The 22,300-nt window shown below is 64.2% G+C and carries 20 protein-coding genes and 1 pseudogene; 12 read left to right on the forward strand and 9 right to left on the reverse strand.

Annotation, left to right across the window (positions count from 1 at the left end; translation table 11 throughout):
- The 5 genes from HNP49_RS17500 to HNP49_RS17520 form a co-directional block, all read left to right on the forward strand.
- Positions 1-1,107 (forward strand): HlyD family type I secretion periplasmic adaptor subunit (locus tag HNP49_RS17500; RefSeq protein WP_184685432.1); only part of this gene is annotated, 1,107 nt, incomplete at its 5' end.
- A gap of 22 nt (positions 1,108-1,129) precedes the next feature.
- Entirely contained in the window at positions 1,130-4,153 is a 3,024-nt protein-coding gene (locus HNP49_RS17505; RefSeq protein WP_184685434.1) for a calcium-binding protein, read from the forward strand.
- A 189-nt stretch (positions 4,154-4,342) separates the two neighbouring features.
- Positions 4,343-5,491, forward strand: a complete 1,149-nt coding sequence (gene earP, locus HNP49_RS17510) for an elongation factor P maturation arginine rhamnosyltransferase EarP (RefSeq protein ID WP_184685436.1) — start codon at positions 4,343-4,345, stop codon at positions 5,489-5,491.
- Positions 5,492-5,527: 36 nt separating this feature from the next.
- Positions 5,528-6,103 carry an elongation factor P gene (gene efp, locus HNP49_RS17515; RefSeq protein ID WP_184685438.1) on the forward strand — a complete coding sequence of 192 codons (576 nt, stop codon included), beginning with the start codon at positions 5,528-5,530 and terminating at the stop codon, positions 6,101-6,103.
- 61 nt (positions 6,104-6,164) lie between these two features.
- Positions 6,165-6,920, forward strand: a complete 756-nt coding sequence (locus HNP49_RS17520) for a sulfite exporter TauE/SafE family protein (protein WP_184685440.1) — start codon at positions 6,165-6,167, stop codon at positions 6,918-6,920.
- Here HNP49_RS17520 and HNP49_RS17525 read toward each other — a convergent pair.
- Entirely contained in the window at positions 6,910-7,761 is an 852-nt protein-coding gene (locus tag HNP49_RS17525; protein ID WP_184685442.1) for a LysR substrate-binding domain-containing protein, read from the reverse strand. The two genes, HNP49_RS17520 and HNP49_RS17525, sit on opposite strands and share 11 nt — an antisense overlap.
- A 96-nt stretch (positions 7,762-7,857) precedes the next feature.
- Between HNP49_RS17525 and HNP49_RS17530 the strand changes: the two genes are divergently transcribed.
- The 4 genes from HNP49_RS17530 (at position 7,858) to HNP49_RS17545 (ending at position 11,554) form a co-directional block, all read left to right on the forward strand.
- Complete coding sequence (locus HNP49_RS17530) at positions 7,858-8,088, forward strand: DUF1127 domain-containing protein (RefSeq protein ID WP_184685444.1); 231 nt, start codon at positions 7,858-7,860, stop codon at positions 8,086-8,088.
- 85 nt (positions 8,089-8,173) lie between these two features.
- Complete coding sequence (locus HNP49_RS17535) at positions 8,174-8,800, forward strand: c-type cytochrome (protein WP_184685445.1); 627 nt, start codon at positions 8,174-8,176, stop codon at positions 8,798-8,800.
- The gene (locus tag HNP49_RS17540; RefSeq protein ID WP_184685447.1) at positions 8,800-10,008 is read left to right on the forward strand and encodes a cytochrome-c peroxidase; all 1,209 of its coding nucleotides are present in this window, start codon (positions 8,800-8,802) and stop codon (positions 10,006-10,008) included. Before HNP49_RS17535 ends, HNP49_RS17540 begins: the two co-directional genes overlap by 1 nt.
- 1 nt (position 10,009) lies before the next feature.
- Positions 10,010-11,554 (forward strand): parallel beta-helix domain-containing protein, encoded by a 1,545-nt coding sequence (locus HNP49_RS17545; RefSeq protein WP_184685448.1) that lies wholly within the window; start codon positions 10,010-10,012, stop codon positions 11,552-11,554.
- A 61-nt stretch (positions 11,555-11,615) separates the two neighbouring features.
- Here the strand turns inward: HNP49_RS17545 and HNP49_RS17550 are convergent, their stop codons facing one another.
- Together HNP49_RS17550 and HNP49_RS17555 are read right to left on the reverse strand one after the other, a co-directional pair.
- Entirely contained in the window at positions 11,616-12,215 is a 600-nt protein-coding gene (locus tag HNP49_RS17550) for a 2-hydroxychromene-2-carboxylate isomerase (RefSeq protein ID WP_184685450.1), read from the reverse strand.
- 34 nt (positions 12,216-12,249) lie between these two features.
- Positions 12,250-12,981, reverse strand: coding sequence for an SDR family oxidoreductase (locus HNP49_RS17555; protein WP_184685451.1), 732 nt, complete (start codon positions 12,979-12,981; stop codon positions 12,250-12,252).
- Positions 12,982-13,079: 98 nt separating this feature from the next.
- On the opposite strand from HNP49_RS17555, the gene HNP49_RS17560 reads away from it, so the two are divergent.
- Positions 13,080-13,655, forward strand: coding sequence for a TetR/AcrR family transcriptional regulator (locus tag HNP49_RS17560; RefSeq protein WP_184685452.1), 576 nt, complete (start codon positions 13,080-13,082; stop codon positions 13,653-13,655).
- A gap of 49 nt (positions 13,656-13,704) precedes the next feature.
- Here the strand turns inward: HNP49_RS17560 and HNP49_RS17565 are convergent, their stop codons facing one another.
- From HNP49_RS17565 to HNP49_RS17580, 4 genes are all read right to left on the reverse strand, one after another.
- Entirely contained in the window at positions 13,705-14,235 is a 531-nt protein-coding gene (locus HNP49_RS17565) for a DUF3087 family protein (protein ID WP_184685453.1), read from the reverse strand.
- Positions 14,236-14,308: 73 nt separating this feature from the next.
- Positions 14,309-15,655 (reverse strand): class II 3-deoxy-7-phosphoheptulonate synthase, encoded by a 1,347-nt coding sequence (locus HNP49_RS17570; protein ID WP_184685454.1) that lies wholly within the window; start codon positions 15,653-15,655, stop codon positions 14,309-14,311.
- A gap of 98 nt (positions 15,656-15,753) precedes the next feature.
- The gene (locus HNP49_RS17575) at positions 15,754-16,548 is read right to left on the reverse strand and encodes an ABC transporter substrate-binding protein (protein ID WP_184685455.1); all 795 of its coding nucleotides are present in this window, start codon (positions 16,546-16,548) and stop codon (positions 15,754-15,756) included.
- A gap of 88 nt (positions 16,549-16,636) precedes the next feature.
- Positions 16,637-17,422: an SDR family oxidoreductase gene (locus tag HNP49_RS17580; protein ID WP_184685456.1), complete on the reverse strand. Its 786-nt coding sequence runs from the start codon at positions 17,420-17,422 to the stop codon at positions 16,637-16,639.
- Positions 17,423-17,590: 168 nt separating this feature from the next.
- On the opposite strand from HNP49_RS17580, the gene HNP49_RS17585 reads away from it, so the two are divergent.
- Positions 17,591-18,355: a spermidine synthase gene (locus HNP49_RS17585; RefSeq protein WP_184685457.1), complete on the forward strand. Its 765-nt coding sequence runs from the start codon at positions 17,591-17,593 to the stop codon at positions 18,353-18,355.
- Positions 18,356-18,403: 48 nt separating this feature from the next.
- Here the strand turns inward: HNP49_RS17585 and HNP49_RS17590 are convergent, their stop codons facing one another.
- Positions 18,404-19,195 carry a crotonase/enoyl-CoA hydratase family protein gene (locus tag HNP49_RS17590; protein ID WP_184685459.1) on the reverse strand — a complete coding sequence of 264 codons (792 nt, stop codon included), beginning with the start codon at positions 19,193-19,195 and terminating at the stop codon, positions 18,404-18,406.
- 337 nt (positions 19,196-19,532) lie between these two features.
- Between HNP49_RS17590 and HNP49_RS17595 the strand changes: the two are divergent.
- Positions 19,533-21,267: pseudogene (locus HNP49_RS17595) on the forward strand (DEAD/DEAH box helicase).
- A gap of 70 nt (positions 21,268-21,337) precedes the next feature.
- On the opposite strand, the gene HNP49_RS17600 reads toward HNP49_RS17595, so the two are convergent.
- Complete coding sequence (locus tag HNP49_RS17600; RefSeq protein ID WP_184685462.1) at positions 21,338-22,267, reverse strand: alpha/beta fold hydrolase; 930 nt, start codon at positions 22,265-22,267, stop codon at positions 21,338-21,340.
- Between the last annotated feature and the right edge of the window lie 33 nt (positions 22,268-22,300).

A 22,300-nucleotide genomic window follows, 5' to 3' on the forward strand; every position in this document is an offset into this window, starting at 1 on the left:
AAGGCCATCCAGGTGGAGGACGGTCAGGCCGTGAAGGCCGGCGACCTGCTGGTGGAACTGGATGCGCAGATCACCGGCGCCGACGTGCAGCGCCTGGACAGTGACCTGCTCGCCGCCCAGGTCGACGTCGCCCGCGCCGGCGCCCTGCTCGAAGCCATAGACACCAGTCGGCCGCCGGCGCCGCTGGCCAGCCGCATGCCCCAGGCCAGCGCCGAGCAGCAGGCTTCGGCGCAGACCTGGCTGCAGGGGCAGTACCTGGAACTGAGCAGCGCTCTGCAGCAGGGCGAGGCCGAGATCGCCCAGCGCCAGGCCGAGATCCAGGCCGCCCAGGCCTGGGTGGCCAAGCTGCAGGAGTCCCTGCCCATCACCCGCCAGCTGTCCGAGGACTACAAGCGCCTGCTGGACAAGGCCATCGTCAGCAAGCACGCCTACCTGGAGCGCGAACAGCGGCGCCTGGATCAGGAGCGCGAACTGGCCATCCAGCAGGCTCGGGTGCTCGAACTCAAGGCCGCCAGGCTGGAAGCCGAACGCCGCCGCCAGGGCGTGATCGCCCAGACCCGCCGCGCCATGCTCGACCTGCAGCACGAGGCCCAACAGCGCGCCACCGCCCTGGCCCAGGAACTGGCCAAGGCCCGCCAGCGCGACCGCCTGACCCGTCTGACCGCTCCGGTGGACGGCACTGTACAGCAGCTGGCCATCCATACCCCCGGCGGCGTGGTCACCGAGGCCCAGCCGCTGATGGTCATTGTGCCCAGGGACCAGCCGGTGGAAGTGGAAGCCATGCTGGAAAACAAGGACATCGGCTTCGTGCGCCCAGGACAGGAGGTGGAGATCAAGGTCGAGACCTTCACCTTCACCAAGTACGGCGTGCTGCACGGCACCGTGATGAGCATCTCCAACGACGCCATCGAGGACGAGAAGCTCGGCCTGGTGTACAGCGCGCGCATCCAGCTGAAAGACAGCCGCATCCAGGTGGGCGGGCAGTGGATCGCACTGTCGCCGGGCATGGCGGTGCGCGCGGAAGTGAAGACGGACAAGCGCAAGGTGATCGACTACTTCCTGAGCCCGCTCAGGGAGTATCAGGAAGAGAGCCTGTCGGAAAGATAGTTAGCTACCAAGGAGAAGACCGATGTCTGACGTAAGGATGGTTCAGGGCAGTGCGGACGGCGATACCTACCAGTTCAACCTGGGTGACGGTGAGCTGGTCATCAACGAAGTGACCAACAATCCGGGCGCCGAGGATGTGCTGCGTTTCGGCGAGGGGGTTTCTCCTTGGGAGCTTCAACTCGTTAGGGTTGGGCGCGATCTTCACTTTGCTCACTTTAATGGCACTGATCGAGTGATTGTGCGCAACTGGTTCAGTAGCACTACGACTTCAGCAACGTTTTCCAGTAGCAGCACCCTGGAACGTGTCGAGTTCTTCGAGGGGGGGGGCTGGACTCAGGCGGATATCGCTGAACGCGGTATTTTCAGCCTGGGCAGCGATGCTAATGACACCCTTGTTGGATGGTCAGGTAAAGACCTCATGCAGGGTGGAAATGGATTCGACGTGCTTGACGCTGGTGCGGGCACCAATTGGATGGAGGGTGGCGATGGTGGTGACTGGTTGAGGGTCAGCGCTTCTGCCACCGATAACATCTTCGATGGTGGGGGCGGCGATGACATTTTGCAGGGCAGTTACAACAGCGATACCTACATTTTTGGCTGGGGTGACGGAGTGGACGTCATCAACGAGCTAGGCAGCAATAGCGGCGCTGTGGATGAGCTGCAGCTGTCTTTTAGTGCCAGTGACGTCGAGCTGCGCAAGGTTGGGCGCAATCTGGAGGTTGTGAATCACAACGGCGAAGAGAAGGTAGTGGTGAGCAACTGGTTCAGCAGTACTACTGCCTCGGCGAGCATTTCGACCGCCAGTGCTCTGGAACGGATCGTCTTCTGGGGGCAAGGGGAACCCAATGTGGTGGAGCAACCCCTGTTGGCGGAGTGGGGCTTTGCCAGTCGTGGCACCGAGGGAGTCGATAGCCTGGTGGGCTGGTCCGGTAACGACCAGATGTATGGCGAAGGCGGCAATGATGTGCTGGATGCCGGCGCGGGGATGAACTCCCTGAGCGGTGGTGCCGGCAACGACCTGCTCAAGGTCACCTCAAGCGCAGTCGACAACCGCTTCGAGGGTGGCGCCGGCAACGACACCCTCAATGGCAGCTACAACAGCGATACCTACGTCTTTGGCTGGGGCGATGGCGTCGATGTCATCAACGAGCTGGGCAGCAACAGCGGCTCGATGGATGAGTTGCAGCTGTCCTTTAGTCTCGGTGAAGTCGAGTGGCGCAAGGTTGGGCGCAATTTGGAAGTCGTTCATCACTACGGTGATGAGAAGTTGGTGGTGAACAACTGGTTCAGCAGTACTACTGCCTCGGCGAGCATTTCGACCGCCAGTGCTCTGGAACGGATCGTCTTCTGGGGGCAAGGGGAACCCAATGTGGTGGAGCAACCCCTGTTGGCAGAGTGGGGCTTTGCCAGTCGTGGCACCGAGGGAGTCGATAGCCTGGTGGGCTGGTCCGGTAACGACCAGATGTATGGCGAAGGCGGCAATGATGTGCTGGATGCCGGCGCGGGGATGAATTCCCTGAGCGGTGGTGCCGGCAACGACCTGCTCAAGGTCACCTCAAGCGCAGTCGACAACCGCTTCGAGGGTGGCGCCGGCAACGACACCCTCAATGGCAGCTACAACAGCGATACCTACGTCTTTGGCTGGGGCGATGGCGTCGATGTCATCAACGAGCTGGGCAGCAACAGCGGCTCGATGGATGAGTTGCAGCTGTCCTTTAGTCTCGGTGAAGTCGAGTGGCGCAAGGTTGGGCGCAATTTGGAAGTCGTTCACCACTACGGTGATGAGAAGTTGGTGGTGAACAACTGGTTCAGCAGTACTACTGCCTCGGCGAGCATTTCGACCGCCAGTGCTCTGGAACGGATCGTCTTCTGGGGGCAAGGGGAATCAAATGTGGTGGAGCAACCCCTGTTGGCAGAGTGGGGCTTTGCCAGTCGTGGCACCGAGGGAGTCGATAGCCTAGTGGGCTGGTCCGGTAACGACCACATGTATGGCGAAGGCGGCAATGATGTGCTGGATGCCGGCGCGGGGATGAACTCCCTGAGCGGTGGTGCCGGCAACGACCTGCTCAAGGTCACCTCAAGCGCAGTCGACAACCGCTTCGAGGGCGGTGCTGGCAACGACACCCTCAATGGCAGCTACAACGGCGACACCTATTTCTTCGGCGCTGGCGATGGCGTGGATGTCATCAATGAGCTGCGCAACAACAGCGGCGCGGTGGATGTGCTGGAGCTGAATGTCGATTACGCGGGGCTGGACATGGTCAAGGCCGGTCGCAACCTGGAAATCGTCTATCGCAATGGCGCGGACAAGGTGGTGGTCAGCAACTTCTTCAGCAGCACTACCTCGGCTGCGACCTTCTCCGCTGGAAGTTCGCTGGAGCAGATCGCCTTCCATGAGAGTGGTGAACGGACCGTTCTGGATCAGCGCCATTTCGACGCCTGGGCCATGAACAGTCACGGCACCGAGGGTGCTGATAGCCTGGTGGGCTGGGCCGGCAGTGAGCAGATGTATGGCTGGGGCGGCGATGATGTGCTGGATGCGGGTGCCGGTAACTGGAATCACCTGGTCGGCGGCGATGGTAATGACCTGCTGAAGGTCGGCTCGGCCGCCCTCAGCAATTACCTCGAAGGCGGTGCCGGCAACGACACCCTGCAGGGCAGCCACAACAGCGACACCTATCGCTTCAACCTGGGTGATGGCCTCGATCTGGTTCGGGAGAGCGGCAGCATCGCTGGCGCGGTCGATCGCCTGGAGATAGGCGACAGCATCGACGCCGACGATCTCTGGCTGGAGCGTTCGGCCAACGATCTGGTCATCCGTTCGCTGGATGCTCAGGATCAGGTGCGCATTGCCGACTGGTACAGCCGCTCCTCGGCCAGGCTGGAGGTGATTCAGTTGGCCGACGGCAAGCAGCTGGTGGAGAGCCAGGTGCAGTCGCTGGTCAACGCCATGGCCGGTTTCGGTGTGCCACCGGGAGGCAGTGTTGCTCTGACAACCGAGCAGCGCCAGCAGTTGGATGTTGTACTGGCTGCTAGCTGGCAGTAAGCCTGAAACTGCTCTTTCTATGTCAATAAGAACACCGGCCTCAGTGCCGGTGTTTTTCTGTTATCGGTCGAGGTAATTAATCATCGTACGAGCGCACAGCCGCTAATAATTAAACCTGCGCTGTTCCTATCGGTATTTGCTCCACGGCTGATGCACAATCGGCCCCTCAACGATTGACGAGAGCAGGTTATGGCGGGGCAGTGGGACATCTTCTGTGCGGTGGTGGACAACTACGGCGATATCGGCGTGACCTTGCGTCTGGCCCGCCAACTGGTGGCCGAGCAGGGCGTGGCGGTGCGCTTGTGGGTGGATGATCTGCGCTCATTACAGCCGTTGTGTCCTGCCACCTCGCTGACAGAGCCGCAGCAGTGGCTGGAGGGGGTCGAGGTGCGTGCCTGGACGGTTGAGGCGACCGCCGACGTTGTGCCGGGCGAGGTGGTGATCGAGGCCTTTGCCTGTGAGCTGCCGGCTACTTTTATCGCGGCCATGGCTGCCCAGCCGCGCCCGCCGCTGTGGCTGAATCTGGAGTATCTCAGCGCCGAGGATTGGGTGGCGGGCTGTCACGCGCTGCCGTCGCCGCAGCCTTCCGGCCTGCGCAAGTTCTTTTTCTTTCCCGGCTTTACCGAAGGGACCGGCGGCCTGTTGCGTGAGGGCGATCTGCTGGCGTGTCGTGATGCGTTGCAGGCTGACGTGGCCGCGCGTACAGCCTTTCTCGAACGCCTAGGCGTCACGCTGCAGGCCGGGGCGCGACTGATCTCGCTGTTTGCCTATGAAAATACCGGGCTCGGCGAATGGCTGGAGGCCATGGCCGGTGGCGAGGAGGCAGTGCAGTTGCTGGTGCCGCAGGGGCGCATCCAGGCGCAGCTGCAGGATTGGCTGGGTGTGGCGGCGATGCAGCCTGGGCAGGTCTGGCAGCGCGGTTGCCTGCAGGTACAGTTGCTGTCCTTCATGGAGCAGGGCGATTACGACCGGCTGCTGTGGTGCTGCGATTTCAATGCGGTGCGCGGCGAGGATTCCTTCGTGCGTGCGCAGTGGGCGGCGCGGCCACTGCTTTGGCACATCTACCAGCAGGCGGAGGATGCGCACTGGGACAAGCTGGAGGCATTCCTGGGGCTGTATGTCGAGGGGCTCAGCGAGCCGGCGGCACTGGCGTTGCTCGGATTGTGGCGGGCCTGGAATGCGGGGCAGGGCATGGGCCCGGCCTGGCAGGTGCTGCAGCCGCATTGGCTGGAGCTGGCCGAGCACGCCCGCCAATGGAGCGCCCGGAAGGCCGCTTATCCTGATCTTGCGACGGCTCTGGCGCAGTTTTACCGAAATTCGCTATCATGCGCGGCCTAGAAATTCGTACCTCCATCTATATCCCGGATATTTCGTATGAAAACCGCACAAGAAATGAAGGCCAACAGCGTCGCTCTGATCGACGGTCATCCTTGGCTCATCCAGAAAGCTGAATTCACCAAGTCCGGTCGTAACAGCGCCATCGTCAAGATGAAGCTGAAGAACCTGATCAACGGCTCCAAGACCGAGACCGTGTACAAGGCCGACGACAAGATGGAGCCGGTCATCCTTGAGCGCAAGGAAGTGACCCTGTCCTACATCAGCGGTGACGACTACGTCTTCATGGACCCGGAGTACAACTCCTACGAGCTGCGCGCCGAAGACCTGGAAAGCGTTCTGCCGTTCATCGAAGAAGGCATGACTGACGTCTGCGAAGCCGTGTTCTTCGAAGGCAAAGTGATCTCCGTTGACCTGCCGACCACCATCGTGCGTCAGATCACCTACACCGAGAACTCCGCCCGTGGCGATACTTCCGGCAAGGTAATGAAGCCGGCCAAGCTGGCCAACGGTACCGAAGTCAAGGTTGCAGACTTCTGCAACATCGACGACTGGATCGAAATCGACACCCGCGACGGTTCCTACAAGGGCCGTACTCAGGCTCCGCAGGCCTAAGTCATCGCGTGTCTCCAGAGCCCGGCCTAGTGCCGGGCTTTGTGTTTGTAGCGAGAGAACAATGGATCTGATCACGGCTGGTGTGCATGTGTTGCTGGGTGCCTTGCTCGGCACCATTGGCGGACTGTTCGGCATAGGCGGCGGACTGATTGCCATTCCGGCACTGGGCATTCTGTTCGGCCTGGACCAGCAGTTGGCCCAGGGCACGGCCCTGGTGATGGTGGTGCCCAATGTGCTGCTGGCCTTGTGGCGCTATCACCAGCACAACCCGATCGACCATCGCCATGCGCTGGCGTTGGGACTCTCCGGCCTGTTAAGCGCCTGGCTGGCATCGCTGCTGGCGCTGCAGCTGGATGCCCGCAGCATGCGCTATGCCTTCGTCGGCTTCCTCCTGGCGCTGGCCCTGTTCAATTTGTGGCGTCTGTACCGGCCCTTGCCGGCCGCGGGTCAGGGGCTGCGCTATCCGTGGCCTTGGCTGAGTGTTCTGGGGGGGCTGTCCGGCCTGCTGGGCGGGCTGTTTGCCGTGGGCAGCGCGGTACTGGCGACGCCGAGCCTGACCGCGATCTTTGGCGTTTCCCAGGTCGTTGCCCAGGGTTTGTCGCTGTCCCTGGCGCTGCCGGCCACGGCGGTGACGCTGGTCACCTATGCCGCCCATGACGAGGTCAACTGGAGCATGGGCATTCCGCTGGCCATTGGTGGGCTGCTGAGCATCAGCTGGGGGGTGAAGCTGGCCCATGCCTTGCCCGATCGTCTGCTGCGCAAGCTGTTCTGCGGCTTCCTGCTGGTCTGTGCGGTGGGGCTGGCTGTCATAGCCTGAAGCCTTCGACAATCTGTTCGGCCAGGGTCTCGGTGACCGGCGACTGGCTGGCCGGGTTGCGCACCAGCACGATGCTGGTGGCCGGTAACTCCGGCAGGCCGTGGCGGTTGCCGAGGATCTCCAGGTCCGGGGTGATGATACTCTCCAGCTGCGCGGTGATGGCCAGGCCCGCGCTGACCACGGCCATCAGCGCCGACAGGCTGGGGCTGGAGTAGGCGATGCGGTAGGGCCGCTCGCTGGCGTCCAGCGCGTTGCAGGCCCAGGCGCGGCAGAAGCAGCCGGCGCTGAACATCGCCAGCGGCAGCGGGTTGCGCTCGTAGAGGTCCTGGCCGCGTGCCTGGGCCCAGACGAAGCGTTCCTGGCGCAGCAACTGGCCGATCTCGTCGCCCGGCTGGCGGGTGACGATGGACAGGTCCAGGTCCTGGCGTTGCAGCAGCTGGTAGGACGGCTCGCAGTGCACCTCCACCTGCACCAGCGGATAGGCCTGGGAGAAGCGCGCCAGGATGCCCGGCAGAAAACGCATCACGTAGTCGTCCGGGGTGCCGATGCGCACCGCGCCGACCATGTGCGGCTGGCGCAGGCTGGTGAAGACTTCGCCCTGGAGCTTGAGGATGCGCCGCGCGTAGCCCAGCAGCAGCTGGCCCTCGGCGGTCAGCTGCACGCCGCGCCCCTCGCGCTCGAACAGCGGGCGCTTGAGCACGTCTTCCTCAAGGCGCTTCATCTGCATGCTGACCGCCGACTGGGTGCGGTTCACTATGTTGGCGGCGCGGGTGAAGCTGCCGTGGTCGGCGATGGCGACGAAGCTGCGCAGCAGCTCGCTGTCGATGCTGGGATGGCTCATGCATCAATTCCTGAGATGAGTGGCATAACGAACATTCGTTGGATTGATGCTATCGCCCTGGCGACACTGACGCCATACCCGATGGAGGGCATGGCGATGAACAGCAGACAGCAGGGTTTCGTGCAGGTTGGTGGGCTGGAGAAGGCGCAGTCGGCGCCATTGTGGCGCAGGGCATGGTCGCAGTTGCGGCGCTGGTGGCAGCTGGCCGAGCAGCGTCGGCAGTTGGCGGCGCTGTCCGATGCGGCACTCAAGGACATCGGCCTGTCGCGGGCCGATGCCTGGCAGGAAAGCGAGCGGCCGTTCTGGGACGAGCCTCGCAATGACTAGGTAGAAACTGCGGTTAGGGGCTTGATTGGTACTATGGTGCCAGATATTCTCAGGGCATAACGAGAAAGTACCTGGTGATGCCTGCATGAAAGCCCCGATTGTCTGCCTGTCGATGTTCATGTTGTTCAGTCCGTTTGCCGTGGCTGCCGATGCGGCGGTCGGTGAGAAACTCTTCGCCGCCACCTGCGTGGCCTGTCACGGCGCCAAGGCCGAGGGCAATCCGGCGCTGCAGGCCCCGGCCCTGGCCGGTCAGCAGGCCGATTACCTGCAGCGCCAGCTGACACAGTTTCGTGATGGTCAGCGCGGCGCCAAAGCCGGCGACGCCGGTGGTGCGCAGATGGCGCCAATGGCCAAGGCCCTGGCCGATGACGCAGCGGTAGCGAATGTGGCGGCCTACCTCGCCAGCCTGCCGCTGCCCCAGGTGGCGGCCAGCGTGCAAGGTGATGCGGCCCAGGGAGCCAAGCTCTACCAGTCCAAGTGCGGCGCCTGCCATGGAGGCCAGGGCGAGGGCAATCCGGCGTTCAGTGCGCCGCGCCTGACTACCGTGGGCGATGCCTACCTCAAAACCCAGGTCGAGCATTTCCGCAGCGGCCTGCGCGGCTACGATGCGGCCGACCGCTTCGGCAAGCAGATGAAGCTGATGGCCGGCACCGTCAACGAGGCCGAGCTGATCGACATCCTCGCGCACCTGAACAGTCTGGGCGCCAAGTGATGCGTCACCTGTTTCTTGTTCTGCTGGGCTGGCCTTTACTGGGCTGGGCGCAGGCGCCTATCCAGCTGGCCGATGTCTGCCCGGCCGGCTTCGAGACTAGCGCCGAGAACACCTGCAAGCTGCACACGCGCTATGACCAGTACGATTCGCTCTACGAACGTGGCGTCGGTGGCCTGCAGACCGCATTGCCGGCCCATCGCGAAGGTTTCAGCCCGCAGCAGATCGATCTGGGCCGGCACCTGTTCTTCGACCCGGTGCTGTCGGGCGACCAGACCCAGTCCTGCGCCAGTTGTCACCATCCCAAGCTGGGCTTTGCCGATGGCCTGAAACGCAGCATCGGCGCCAATGGCGCGGAAAACCAGCGGGCGGCGCCGAGCCTGTGGAACATGGCTTTCCTCACCCGTTTCTTCTGGGATGCCCGTTCGGGCTCGCTGGAAGAGCAGATGACCGGCCCGCTGTTTTCCCCGGTGGAGATGGCCGCCAGCCCCGAGCTGCTGCTGGAGCGGCTGAACGCCAGCGCCGAGTATCGCCGGCTCTTCGCCGAGGCTTACCCGAAGCAGGACGTGGTGACGCTGGATCAGCTCTACCTGTCGCTGGCGGCTTTCCAGACCTCGCTGATCTCGCTCAACAGCCCCTACGACCGCTACGCCCACGGCTCGCCCGATGCGCTCAATGCCCAGGAACTGGAAGGCTTCAACGTCTACCGCTCGTTTGTCGCGCGCTGCTCGGAATGTCATACGCCGCCGCTGTTCACCAACCAGCAGATCGCCGTGATCGGCGTGCCCGAGCCGGATGGCCGGCCGTTCGATCCGGGCGCCCAGGTTCCCTTCGACAACCCGGACTGGCGCGGTGGCTTCAAGGTGCCGTCGCTGCGCAACGTGGCGCAGACCGCGCCCTACATGCATTCGGGCAGCTTCACCACGCTGCGCGACGCCGCCGAGTTCTACACCAAGGGCCGCGGTCACGCGCTGCCCGAGGAAGAGAAGGGCCGGGTCCAGCTGCACTGGCACATCTGGGAGCCCAAGCTGGCCGAGCACGAGCTCGACCGCCTGGTGGACTTCATGCGCGCCCTGACCGATGAATCCTTCACCCCGGCCATTCCGGCGCAGGTCCCATCCGGCCTGGCGCCAGTCGGTCGGGTTCCACCGGCCTTGCAGGCACGGATCGCTTCGACCACTCATAACAAGAACGAACCAACCGGAGAATAAAATGGCCAAGAAACTGTTGAGCGTGGCGATTGCCGCCGCCTTGTTGGGAGGCGGCGTTTTCCTGGGAGCGCAGCTGGGCGGCGATAACAGCGCCACCATCGTCGGCGGCGCCGATCGCTACGCCAAGTCGGACAACAAGACCGCTGCGGTCGGTGCGCTGGCCAAGAGCGTGGGTGCCAGCGGCAAGGGCCAGGTCATCGAGGTCAAGGCGGGCGATTCCATCCAGGCCGCCGTGCGCGCCGCCAAGCCGGGCGATGTGATCCGCGTGTTCCCGGGCACCTACAAGGAAACCGTGTACATCGACAAGGACGACATCCTGATCACTGGCGTGATCGAGCAGGGTCAGTGGCCGATCATGGAAGGCGAGCGCAAGCTCAACGACGCCATTCTCTACTCGGGCAACAACATCACCGTCGAGAACCTGCTGATCACCCACTACAAGGGCAACGCGATCATGGGCCAGGCGGGCAACAACTTCCTGATCCGCAACAACCGCATCGTCGACACCGGCGTGTACGGCATCTTCCCGCAGCTGGGCAAGAACGGCCTGATCAGCAACAACATCGTCAGCGGTATCGAGGACGCGGCCATCTACGTCGGCATGAGCGACAACGTTCACGTCAACAACAACGAGGTCTACGCCAGCGTGGCCGGCATCGAGTTCGAGAACTCGCGCCACGGCGTGATCGAGAACAACAAGGTCTACGACAACGCCGGCGGCATCCTCACCTTCATCACCCCGGGTCTGCCGATCAAGACCACTTTTGATCTGATCATCCGCAACAACTTCATCACCGATAACAACCATGTGAACTTCGGCGCGCCGGGCTCCATGGTTTCCGGCGTGCCGTCCGGCACCGGCGTGGTGATCATGGCCGCCGACGAGGTGACCCTGGAGAACAACATCATCTCCGGCAACAAGAACGCCGCGATCATCATCACCGACCACGATAGCTTCCCGAACATCACCCGCGACCCGGAAACCGATCCGAAGTCGGACAAGGTGGCGATCCTCAACAACGTGATGTTTGGAAACGGCCATGAGCCGATCGACGAGATCAAGGCGCTCAAGGTGGCGACGCTGACCAGCGGCAACGTCGATATCGTCAACATCGGTAACAGCCGTGAGAGCTGCATCCTCAACCGCGAGCAGCATGTGACCATCGGCCTCAAGGACTATGGCACCTGTGGCTTTTCCACCACCGCCGACGTGGTCACCCGGCTGCTGCCGGAGCCGGTGCCGCCGCGCGAGATCACCGAGCTGGACAAGGGCAAGCTGACTTACTTCGGCGTGTGCACCGGCTGCCATGCCTATGGCATGCGCATGATCGGCCCGCCGGTGGAAACCATCCAGGCGCTGTACATGGACAACCCGCAGGGCATCGCCGAGTACATCGCCAAGCCGGTGAAGAAGCGCGAGGACTACCCGGCCATGCCGGCGCAGGACTACCTGTCCGAGGCCGAACGCCTGGCCGTGGCCAAGTTCATGCTGGGCGTGGATAACCATGGAATTTTCCATGATCAGGCGCTGAACCAGAACCAATAAGCGCCGAGCATGAACAAGAACGGGGCCTGCGGGCCCCGTTTTGCATTCCGCGGACTCGTGGTCAGTCGGCCTGGGCCAGCGCCTCGGCGACGAAGTCCAGGCGATCCTGGCCGAAGAACATCTCTCCGCCGACGAAGCAGGTCGGCGCGCCGAACACGCCGCGTTTGACGGCCTCCTCGGTGGCGGCCTTGAGCGCGGCCTTGACCTCGTCCTCGGCCACCCAGGCGGCGAAGGCCTGGGCATCCAGTCCGGCCTCGGTCAGCACCTCATTCACCACGGCGGGATCGGCCAGGTTGCGCTGCCGGGTCCAGAGCGCCTCAAACATCGCCCTCACATAGGTCTCGAACTGCCCAGGCGCGCGAAGCTGGTAGGCGCACGCGCCGCGCATCAGCGTCAGGGTGTTGATCGGGAAGTTCGGGTTGAGCGAGAAGGCCACGCCATAGCGGCGGGCGAAGCGCTGGAAGTCGATCAGGGTGTAGCGGCCTTTGGCGGGCACGCTGATCGGCGAGGCGTTGCCGGTGGCCTGGAATACGCCGCCCAGCAGCATGGGGCGAAAGCGCAGCTCGGCGCCGTGGCGGGCGCACAGGTCCGGCAGCTGAGTCCAGGCCAGGTAGCTGGCCGGGCTGCCGAAGTCGAAGAAGAATTCCACGGTCTTGCTCATTGGTGCTGCTCCATTGCGAAAGGGGAAGGGCGGATCACCATTTTTCCTGCCAGGGACGCAGGTCAAGCTCAAAGGTCCAGGCGTCGCGCGGCTGTGCGTGCAGGTGCCAGTAGTTGTCGGCGATATGCACGGGATCGAGGATGCCGTCCTGGTCTTTGCGCTTGTAGATGTCGGGGAAGGTGTCGCGGATGAAGGCGGTGTCGATGGCGCCGTCGACCACCACATGGCCGACATGGATGCCGCGTGGCCCCAGCTCACGCGCCATGCTCTGGGCCAGGGCGCGAATGCCGTGCTTGGCCCCGGCAAAGGCGGCAAAGCCCGCCGCTCCGCGTAATCCTGCGGTGGCGCCGGTGAACAGGATGGTGCCGCGCTGGCGCGTGACCATCCGTCGGGCCACGGCCTGGGCGGTGAGGAAGCCGGCGAAGCAGGCCATCTCCCAGATCTTGAAGTACTTGCGCGCGGTCTCGTCGAGGATGCTACAGGGCACGTTGGCGCCGATGTTGAAAACGAATGCCTCGATGGGGCCGATGTCGCGCTCGATGGTTTCCACCAGCTCGGCGACGTCCTCTTCCTTGCGCGCATCCGAGGCGAAGCCGTGGGCCTGGCCGCCGGCGGCGATGATCTCGTCCACCAGCGGCTTGAGCTTGTCGGCACTGCGCCGGGTGACGCAGGCGATGTAGCCCTCGCGGGCAAAGCGTTTGGCGATGGCGCCGCCGGTGGCGTCGCCGGCTCCTATGACCAGCACGACTTTCTTGGATTCGGACATGGCAGGCTCTCTGGGTGATCAATAGATTAAACGGTCGTTAGGTAAACGAACGCTATGCTATGCTGCCGGCATCGTCAAGTGTCAGGAGCGGACAGGGCATGCGCTACTCGGCCGAACACAAGCAACAGACCCGCGAGAAGCTGCTGCACAGCAGCGGCGCGCTGGCCAAGGCCGGCGGCTTCGCCACCACCGGCGTCGACGGCCTGATGAAGGCCATCGGCCTGACTGGCGGCGCCTTCTACAGCCACTTCCCGTCGAAGAATGATCTGTTCAGCGAGATCGTCCGCCGCGAGCTGTCGCACAGCCCGATCGCCCTGCTGAGCCAGGCCGAAGGCGCCGGGCGCGACAAGCTGCAGCGTTGTCTGGAGCGCTACCTGAGCCTGGCACACCTGCACAACCCCGAGACGGGCTGCGCCATCCCGGCCCTCGGCGCGGAGATCGCCCGCGCCGAGCCCGCTGTGCGCGAGGAGGCCGAGCACTGGCTGTGCCAGATCCAACAGGCCTGGGCCGGGATTCTCGGTGACGGTGACGGTGAGCTGGCCTGGGCGCTGCTGGCCCAGTGCGTCGGCGCGCTGGTGGTGGCGCGCATGCTGGCCCGCGAGAGCGTGCAGGAGCAGGTGCTGGACGCCAGCCGCGCACTGGTCAACCGATTGCTGTCCGCGACGGCGGATTGATAACGCAAAACGGGACCCGCGGGTCCCGTTGTTGTTTCGCTGCATCCCGTTAAACGGGGATCTGCCGCACCTGCGCCAACCACTCGGGCTCCAGGGTATCGAACTCGGTGGGTATACCGAGGGTTTCGAGCCGTGCCTTGTGCTGATCGATCTCGTGCACCATTTGGCTTAGGGCGCTGGAGTTGCCGTCCAGCTGGTGCATCTGGGTCACACCCAGGTGGTAGAAGCGCTGCAGCCTGAGCGCGGCCGGATTCTCCGCAGCAACGCCCGCCGTCACATGGTGCATGACGTTGGTGATGCTCATCAGGCTGCGCTTCAGGCGCCAGCCATACACCGCCGGCGCCATCCAGGGCAGTGCCCAGAGTTTGAAACGCACCAGGGTGATGGTCAGCAGTACGCCCAGCAATACGCCGCCCAGGTTAAGGCGGAAGTTGTCGCCGCCAGGCTGGCCGAACAGCTGCACGGCCAGGGTAGAGAACAGCATGGCCAGCAGGACGAAAACCGAGATGATGATCAGCGTGATGCGCCGGGTGTCGCGGCGGTAGGCTTCGGGATTCATCGGTTGCAGGGTGAAGGACATAGCCAGTAGCTCCGGTGATGCTTTCAGGAAAAAGGGAGCCGCTCGGCTCCCTTTTGCGTGCTGCTCAGGCGACTCAGGCGCGCGCCTGTTTCAGCGTCTCGGCGATGAGGAAGGCCAGCTCCAGCGACTGGTCGGCGTTCATCCGCGGGTCGCAGTGGGTGTGGTAGCGATCCGACAGGCCATCCTCGGTGATCGGCCTGGCGCCGCCGATGCACTCGGTGACGTTCTGCCCGGTCATCTCGATGTGGATGCCGCCGGCCACCGTGCCCTCCGCGCGGTGGACCTGGAAGAACTGCTTCACCTCGCTGAGGATCTGTGCGAAGTCGCGGGTCTTGTAGCCGCTGCTGGCCTTGATGGTGTTGCCGTGCATCGGGTCGCTGCTCCACAGCACCTGACGTCCTTCATCGCGCACCTTGCGCAGCAGGCGCGGGAAGTGCTGCTCGACCTTGTCGGCGCCCATGCGCACGATCAGGTTGAGGCGGCCTGGGTCGTTGTCCGGGTTGAGGCAGTCGATCAGGCGGATCAGCTCGTCCGGGTCCATGCTCGGGCCGACCTTGACCCCGATGGGGTTCTCGATGCCGCGCATGAATTCGATATGGGCGCCATCCAGCTGACGGGTGCGGTCGCCGATCCACAGCATGTGCGCGGAGCAGTCGTACCAGCGGCCGGTCAGGCTGTCGCGGCGCACGAAGGCCTGTTCGTAGTTCAGCAGCAGCGCCTCGTGGGCGGTGAAGAAGCTGGTCTCGCGCACCTGCGGCTGGGCGTCCATGCCGCAGGCGCGCATGAAGGCCAGGGTTTCGTCGATGCGGTTGGCCAACTGGCTGTACTTCTCGCCAAGGGCCGAGTTACCGATGAAATCCAGGTTCCACTGGTGCACCTGGTGCAGGTCGGCGAAGCCGCCCTGGGCGAAGGCGCGCAGCAGGTTGAGGCTGGCGGTGGACTGGTGGTAGGCCTGCAGCAGGCGCTCCGGGTCCGGCACGCGGCTGGCGGCGTCGAAACCGATGCCGTTGACGATATCGCCGCGGTAGGCGGGCAGGGTCACGCCGTCGACGGTTTCGTCATTGGCCGAACGCGGCTTGGCGAACTGGCCGGCCATGCGCCCAACCTTGACCACCGGGCAGCCGGCGGCGAAGGTCATGACGATGGCCATCTGCAGCAGCACCTTGAAGGTGTCGCGGATCTTGGCGGCGGAGAACTCGGCAAAGCTCTCGGCACAGTCGCCACCCTGCAGCAGGAAGGCGCGACCCTGGGTGACCTCGGCAAACTGGCGGCGCAGTTCGCGCGCTTCACCGGCAAATACCAGCGGCGGATAACCGGCCAGGGTCTGCTCGACCTGCGCCAGCTTGGCGCTGTCGGGGTACTGTGGTTGCTGCTGGATCGGCTTGCTTCTCCAGCTCTCGGGGCTCCAGGTTTGGCTCATGTACGGCTCGATACGACGAATCAGGGAAAGTGAGCCGCATGTTACCCGATCGTCCCTGGCAACGGGACGATCGGGGTCATTGCCAAAGCCAATCGGGCCTATTGGCGAGTAGTGCGCACCGGTAGCCAGCGATTGATGATGCGCTGCAGGGTGCCATCGGCCTGCATGGCGGCCAGTTCCTGGTCCAGGCGCTGACGTAGCGCCGGCTGCTGCTTGCTCACGGCCCAGGCCAGGCTCTCATCGGTCAGGGGACGGTGCAGGCTGAGCAGGCTGGCGTACTGGCGATCCTTGTCAACGTTCCAGCTGGTGACGGCATCGTGCACCACGCAGTCGACTTCGCCTTTCATCAGCGCCTGCAGCGCGGGTTCCACCGAGTTGAAGGCCTTGAGGGTGGTCATGCCAGCGAATTTCTTGGCGAAGGCCGCGCCGGTGCTGTCGGCGACATAGGCCAGGCGTACCTGCGGCTGGAGAATCTGCAGCGGGCTGCCGAATCGGGCGGCATCGGCGCTGCGGATGATCGCCATCTGGCCGAGCTTGAAGTAGGGCTGGGTGAAGTCGACCCTGGCCTGGCGTTCGGCGGTGACGCTGATGCCGGACATCAGCATGTCCACTTCACCGCGCTCCACGGCGTTGAACAGGCCACTCCAGGGGATGACCTTGAACTGAAACTGGTGGCCGGTGCGCTTGCCCAGCTCGGCGGCCAGATCGGCTTCGATGCCGCGTACCTGCCCTTCGCTCTTCAGGGTCAGTGGTGGGTAGTCGGCCGCCGTGCCGACGCGGATCACCTTGTTATCCAGCGCCGGTTTGGGCGTGGCCGGGTTGTCCGCGGCCTGAGTCAGTGATGCGGCAAACAGGCAGGCGCCGGCCAGAAGCAGTGAACGCATACGCAGCATGGGCAAATCCTTGCTTGGTGTGGGGGCTTGAGCATGCCCCAGCGTACCTGGGTGCGCCAAGCAAGGTTTGCCGCAAAGTGTTGCAGCCTCAGTCCAGCTCCCCGGCAAAGCGCCGGGACATCAGGCGCAGATAGAGGTTAGGGGCGAGGCGCCAAAGCAGGCTGGCCAGGAGGCTGCTGCGGTCGGGAAACAGTCGCCGGCGCCCCTGTTCGGCAGCGCGCACGATTGCGGCGGCCATCCAGTCGGCACCACGTACCTGGCCCACGGTGGAGCGGGCATGGCTGGCCGGTCGGCCATCGCCGCCCAGGGCGTTGCGTTCGATGGGGGTGTCGAGAAAGCTCGGGTAGACCATCAGCAGGCTGATGTGCTGGCGCTCCAGTTCCAGGCGCAGCACTTCGAAGGCCTGGCTCAGCGCGGCTTTGGCGGCGCAGTAACCGGCGCGGCCGAGTACCGGCATCCAGCCCGCCATGGAGCCGATACAGATCACCTGGCCGCGACTGCGTTGCAGCAGAGGCAGGGCGTTCAGTGTCAGGTTCAGCGGGGCGTGATAATCCACGGCCATCACTTTGCTGAAGACCTCGGGCTGGGTGCGCAGGGTCGGCGAACGGTGGGTGATGCCGGCATTGTTGATCAGCCAGTCGAGGCCGGTGAAACGCTGATGGCAGACACTGACCAGCTCAGCCTGGAAGCGCGGGTCGCAGAGGTCGCCGGCAAGGATGTGCACGACGGCGCCGTTGGCCAGCTCTGTGCGGCGTTGCTCCAGCAGGCTGGCATTGATGTCGGTGAGCAGCAGGTGCATGCCGCGGGCATGGCAGGCCTGGGCAAGGGCCCAGCCGAGGCCGCTGGCAGCGCCGGTGATGAGGCAGGTGGTCATGGCTGAAATCCAGACTGCAAGGGACAACGGAGTGCCGAATGGAACTTGTGCTGGCGCTCCGCCTGCGGCAGGCTGCCGCCAGAATATTATCGGCGAGTGCCCCAGGGCACCGGCTATGACATTGGCGGCCGGGGGTCGTGCGGTGTTGGTACGAATGGTCAGTTGGGGATGCCGGTGACGGAAAAACTGCAGGATGAACGTCTGCTGGCCGAGGTGCAGGACGCCTATGGCCGCGTGCGGGTGGTGGAGATCGGCGAGTACCGCTTTCTTGAGTTCGGCGATGAGGTGGAGCAGAGCTGTGTGTTCACGGCCGACCCGAGCTGGCTGGAGTACGACTACACCCGCGCCATGCTGATCGGTGCGCTGTGCCATGAGCGAGCCGAGACGGCGCTGTTCCTCGGTCTGGGGGCCGGCAACCTGACCCAGGCCTGCCTGCGTTTTCTGGAACTGGACGATGTCGAAGTCATCGAGCTGCGCCCGGATGTGCCGCGCCTGGCCATGGAGTTTCTCGGCCTGAGCGATGATCCGCGCCTGACCATCCGCATCGGCGATGCGCTGGAATTGCTCGCCAGCGCGGAAAGCACCGACGTGCTGTTCCTCGATCTGTACACCGATACGGGGCCGGCGGCCGGTCATCTGGCCTGGCGCTTTCTCGAAGACTGCCAGCAGAAGCTCAATCCTGGCGGCTGGCTGGTGATCAACCAGTGGGGTACTGACGACGGCAAACCACTGGGGGCCGCGCTGCTGCGAGGCCTGTTCCATCGTCACTACTGGGAAATTCCGGTGAAGGACGGCAACGTCATCCTGCTGATTCCCGCTGACCTTGAGCAGGAACTGGACATTGCCGGGCTGCGTAAGCGCGCGGCGCAACTGGCGCCGCGCCTGGGCTACAGCCTGGATGGACTGATCGACGTGATGCGCCCGGCCAGCTAGCTGGCCGAGTTGCGTCGGGCGGGGCTGTGATCCCGCCCGACAGTGCCTTCAGCGCCCCTGGAAGTTGCCTGGCCGGCGCTCCAGCATGGCGCGCACGCCCTCGGCGGCATCCTCGCTGGCCATCAGTTGGCGCATCACCGGCGGCAGTGCCGCTGCGGCGGCGGCTTCGCCCTGCTGGACGGCCTGGCGAGCGGAGGCCAGGGTTGCCTGAACACCCAGCGGCGCCTGCGCGGCAATCCGCTCGGCAATCCACAGCGCGCGCGGCAGCAGCTCCTCGGTGGCCACGACTTCCTGCACCAGACCCATCCGGTAGGCTTCGTGGGCATCGAACTCATCGCCGGTGAGCAGCCAGCGCATGGCATTGCCCCAGCCGGCACTCTGCTGCATGCGCAAGGTGGCGCCGCCGAACGGGAAGATGCCGCGCTGCACCTCCATCTGGGCGAAGCGGGTGTTGCTGGCACAGAGGTTGATGTCCGAGGCCAGCATCAGCTCGATGCCGATGGTGAAGCAGTAGCCCTGGGCGGCAACTATCACCGGCTTGCGCGTGCGCGGCCCGGCGAATACGCCCCAAGGATCGCAGCCGCCTTCCGGTGGCGCCCAGCCGGCCTTGAAGGCATCGGCGACGCGGGTCAGGTCGAGGCCGGCGGTGAAATGCTCGCCGTGGGCGAACACCAGCGCCACGCGCGCCTCGTCGTTGCGTTCCAGCTCGCCATAGGCCAGGGCCAGCTCGTTGAGCAGGTCAAGGTCGAAGGCATTGCGCTTGCTTACGCGGTCGAGGCCGAGCAGCAGGACATGGCCACGCAGTTCGCGGGTAACTCGGCCGGCAGTACTCTGGGTCATCCTGGGGTTCCTTGGCGGAGGGAAAACCTCGATATAGCCTGAGCGGGGAGGGCTTGTCCAAACCATTTGCCATTCTGATGAACGGTACTGCGTTGCCCCCCAACCACCGGGCTGAATCTGCCCTGGACAGGGAAAAACCCGCACATTGGTCAGGAAAATCCTGTATGATGCGCGCCGGCCTCATCAGGCCCCCGTTCAGGTGATCTCGCGAAGCGCTGCTTCGGCTGTTTGTCCGCCCTGCGGACTATCCTTAACGTTTCATCCATAAAGACGCGAATACGCAAAATCTGCTTGCCAGGCTGTCAGGGCGATCTATTGATCTTTCGGCGGCGCAGCGCTGGTCCATGGGTTTTGCGGTTGCAAAAGAGGCATTACCCATGACCCAGGAAACCGGCGGCTTTGCCGCACTCGGCCTTCATTCTTCCGTTGTTGCAGCGCTGACTGCCGTTGGCTACGAAGAGCCGTCCCCGATTCAGGCCCAGGCGATCCCGATGATCCTCGCCGGCCACGACATGATTGGCCAGGCGCAGACCGGCACCGGCAAGACCGCAGCCTTTGCCCTGCCGATTCTGTCCAAGATCGATCCGAGCAAGCGTGAACCGCAGGCGCTGATTCTGGCGCCGACCCGCGAGCTGGCCCTGCAGGTGGCCACCGCATTCGAAACCTATTCCAAGCAGATGCCGGGCCTGAACGTGGTTGCCGTCTATGGCGGCGCGCCGATGGGCCCGCAGCTCAAGGCCCTGCGCATGGGCGCACAAGTCGTGGTGGCCACCCCGGGTCGCCTGGTCGACCACCTCAGCCGCAACGGTGATCTGCTCAAGACCGTGCAGTTCCTCGTTCTCGACGAGGCCGACGAAATGCTCAAGCTGGGCTTCATGGATGACCTGGAAGTGATCTTCCAGGCCCTGCCGGAAAGCCGTCAGAGCGTGCTGTTCTCCGCGACCCTGCCGGCTTCGATCCGTGCCATTGCCGAGAAGCACCTGCGCGAGCCCAAGCACGTCAAGATCGCCGCCAAGACCCAGACCGTAGCGCGTATCGAGCAGGCTCACCTGATGGTGCATGCCGACCAGAAAGTGGCTGCCGTAACCCGTCTGCTGGAAGTCGAAGACTTCGATGCGCTGATCGGTTTCGTCCGCACCAAGCAGGCCACCCTAGACGTCGCCAGCGCCCTGGAAGCCCGTGGCTACAAGGTCGCGCCGCTCAACGGCGACATCGCCCAGAACCAGCGCGAGCGCGTGATCGAGTCGCTCAAGGATGGCCGCCTGGACATCGTCATTGCGACCGACGTGGCTGCCCGTGGTATCGACGTGCCGCGTATCACCCACGTACTGAACATCGACATGCCGTATGACCCGGAGTCCTACGTGCACCGTATCGGCCGTACCGGTCGTGCCGGTCGTGAAGGTCGTGCCCTGCTGCTGGTCACCCCGCGCGAGCGCCGCATGCTGCAGGTGATCGAGCGTGTCACCGGGCAGAAAGTCGCCGAAGTGCGTCTGCCGGACGCCGAGACCGTGCTGCAGGCGCGCATCCGTCGCCTCAGCCAGAAGCTGCAACCTCTGGTGGCCACCGCCGAAGCCAGCCATGGCGAACTGCTGGCCAAGCTGGCCACTGATCTGGAGTGCAGCCCGCAGGCGCTGGCCGCCGCGTTGCTGGCCAAGCTCACCGAAGGCCAGGGCCTGACCCTGGACGCGGTGCGTCGCGAACAGCCAGAAGTACCGAGCGGGTCCCGCGAGCGCAGCAGTAGTGGTGAGCGCAGTGGCGAACGCCGCGAACGCGCACCGCGTGCCGATGGCGAAGGTGCCCGCGGCCGCAGCATGCCGCCGGTGGCCGAAGGCCGTGCCCGCTGCCGTGCCGGTGTTGGCGCGCGTGACGGCATCCAGGCGAAGAACCTGCTGGGCGCCATCCTCAATGAGGGTGGCCTGTCCCGCGAGGCGCTGGGTCGCATCCAGATCCGTGACACCTTCAGCCTGGTCGAACTGCCGGAAGAGGGTCTCGACCGCCTGCTGGCCAAGCTCAAGGACACCCGCGTGGCCGGCAAACAGCTCAAGCTGCGCCGCTATCGCGAAGACTAAGCCTAGGCTGGTCATGCGCTAAAACAAAAAGCCCGCTCAATGAGCGGGCTTTTGTCATTCTGCGGCGGCGTTATCGGGCCTGGGTCAGGAAGTTCAGATAGTGATCGGCGGTTTCTTCCGGGCGCTCGACCATCGGCACATGGCCACAGTCCTTCATCACCACCACGCTGGGTTTTTGCAGCAGCGGTTTCATGACCTCGATGCTCGATACATCCAGCACGCGGTCCTTGTCTCCCCAGAGCAGCAGCACCGGAGCGGTGATTTTTGGCAGCTCCGGCTCCAGCGGGACGTAGCGCTCACGCAGATGGCCGAAGATCAGCTCGTAGTGGGGCGCGTTGGCCATGGCCTGGGCGGCAAAGTGTTCCTGAAGCGGGGCGGGCATCGGCGGCGCCTCGACGAAGACGAAATCCAGCAGGCGCTGGAAGTCTTCCGGTTTGCTCACGACCAGCGGATTGGCCTCGCCCTGCTCGATGCGGCGGAAGAACTCGCTCTTGTTCGGCGCTTCCACGCCGGCATTGTCCAGCAGCGCGGCGCTGAGTACCCGTTCGGGGTGGCGGGCGGCGAGCAGGGCGCTGATGTGGCCACCCATGGAGTTGCCGATGACGTGGAATTTCTCGATTTTCAGGGCGTCGAGCAGGGCCAGCACGCGCTCGCTCTGGCTGGCGACGTCGTAGCTGATGGTGCTCGGCTTGCTGCTGTCACCGAAGCCCGGCAGGTCGAGAGCGATAACCCGGTAGTGTGCCGTCAGCGGCCGAGCGAAACGTAGCCAGTTGTCCTTGTTGGCGCCAAAGCCGTGGATCATCACGATGGCCGGCGCGTCCTGCGGGCCGCCGTCGTAGTAGCTGTAGGTCAGGTCGCCGACGGTCTGGCTGTGCAGACTCAGGCCGGCGAGCTGGCGCTCGGCAAACTGCACCGTGGCCAGCAGGGTGGTAGGTGACAGGGTCAGTACGCCGCCCGCCGTGGCCAGCAGTAGCACTAATGTCAGTAGCAGCTTTTTCACACGCACTCCTTATTTCCGTTTCTTGTAGTGGGT

It is taken from the genome of Pseudomonas fluvialis (assembly GCF_014207935.1).
In the GTDB taxonomy this organism is placed as follows: Bacteria; Pseudomonadota; Gammaproteobacteria; order Pseudomonadales; family Pseudomonadaceae; genus Aquipseudomonas; species Aquipseudomonas fluvialis_A.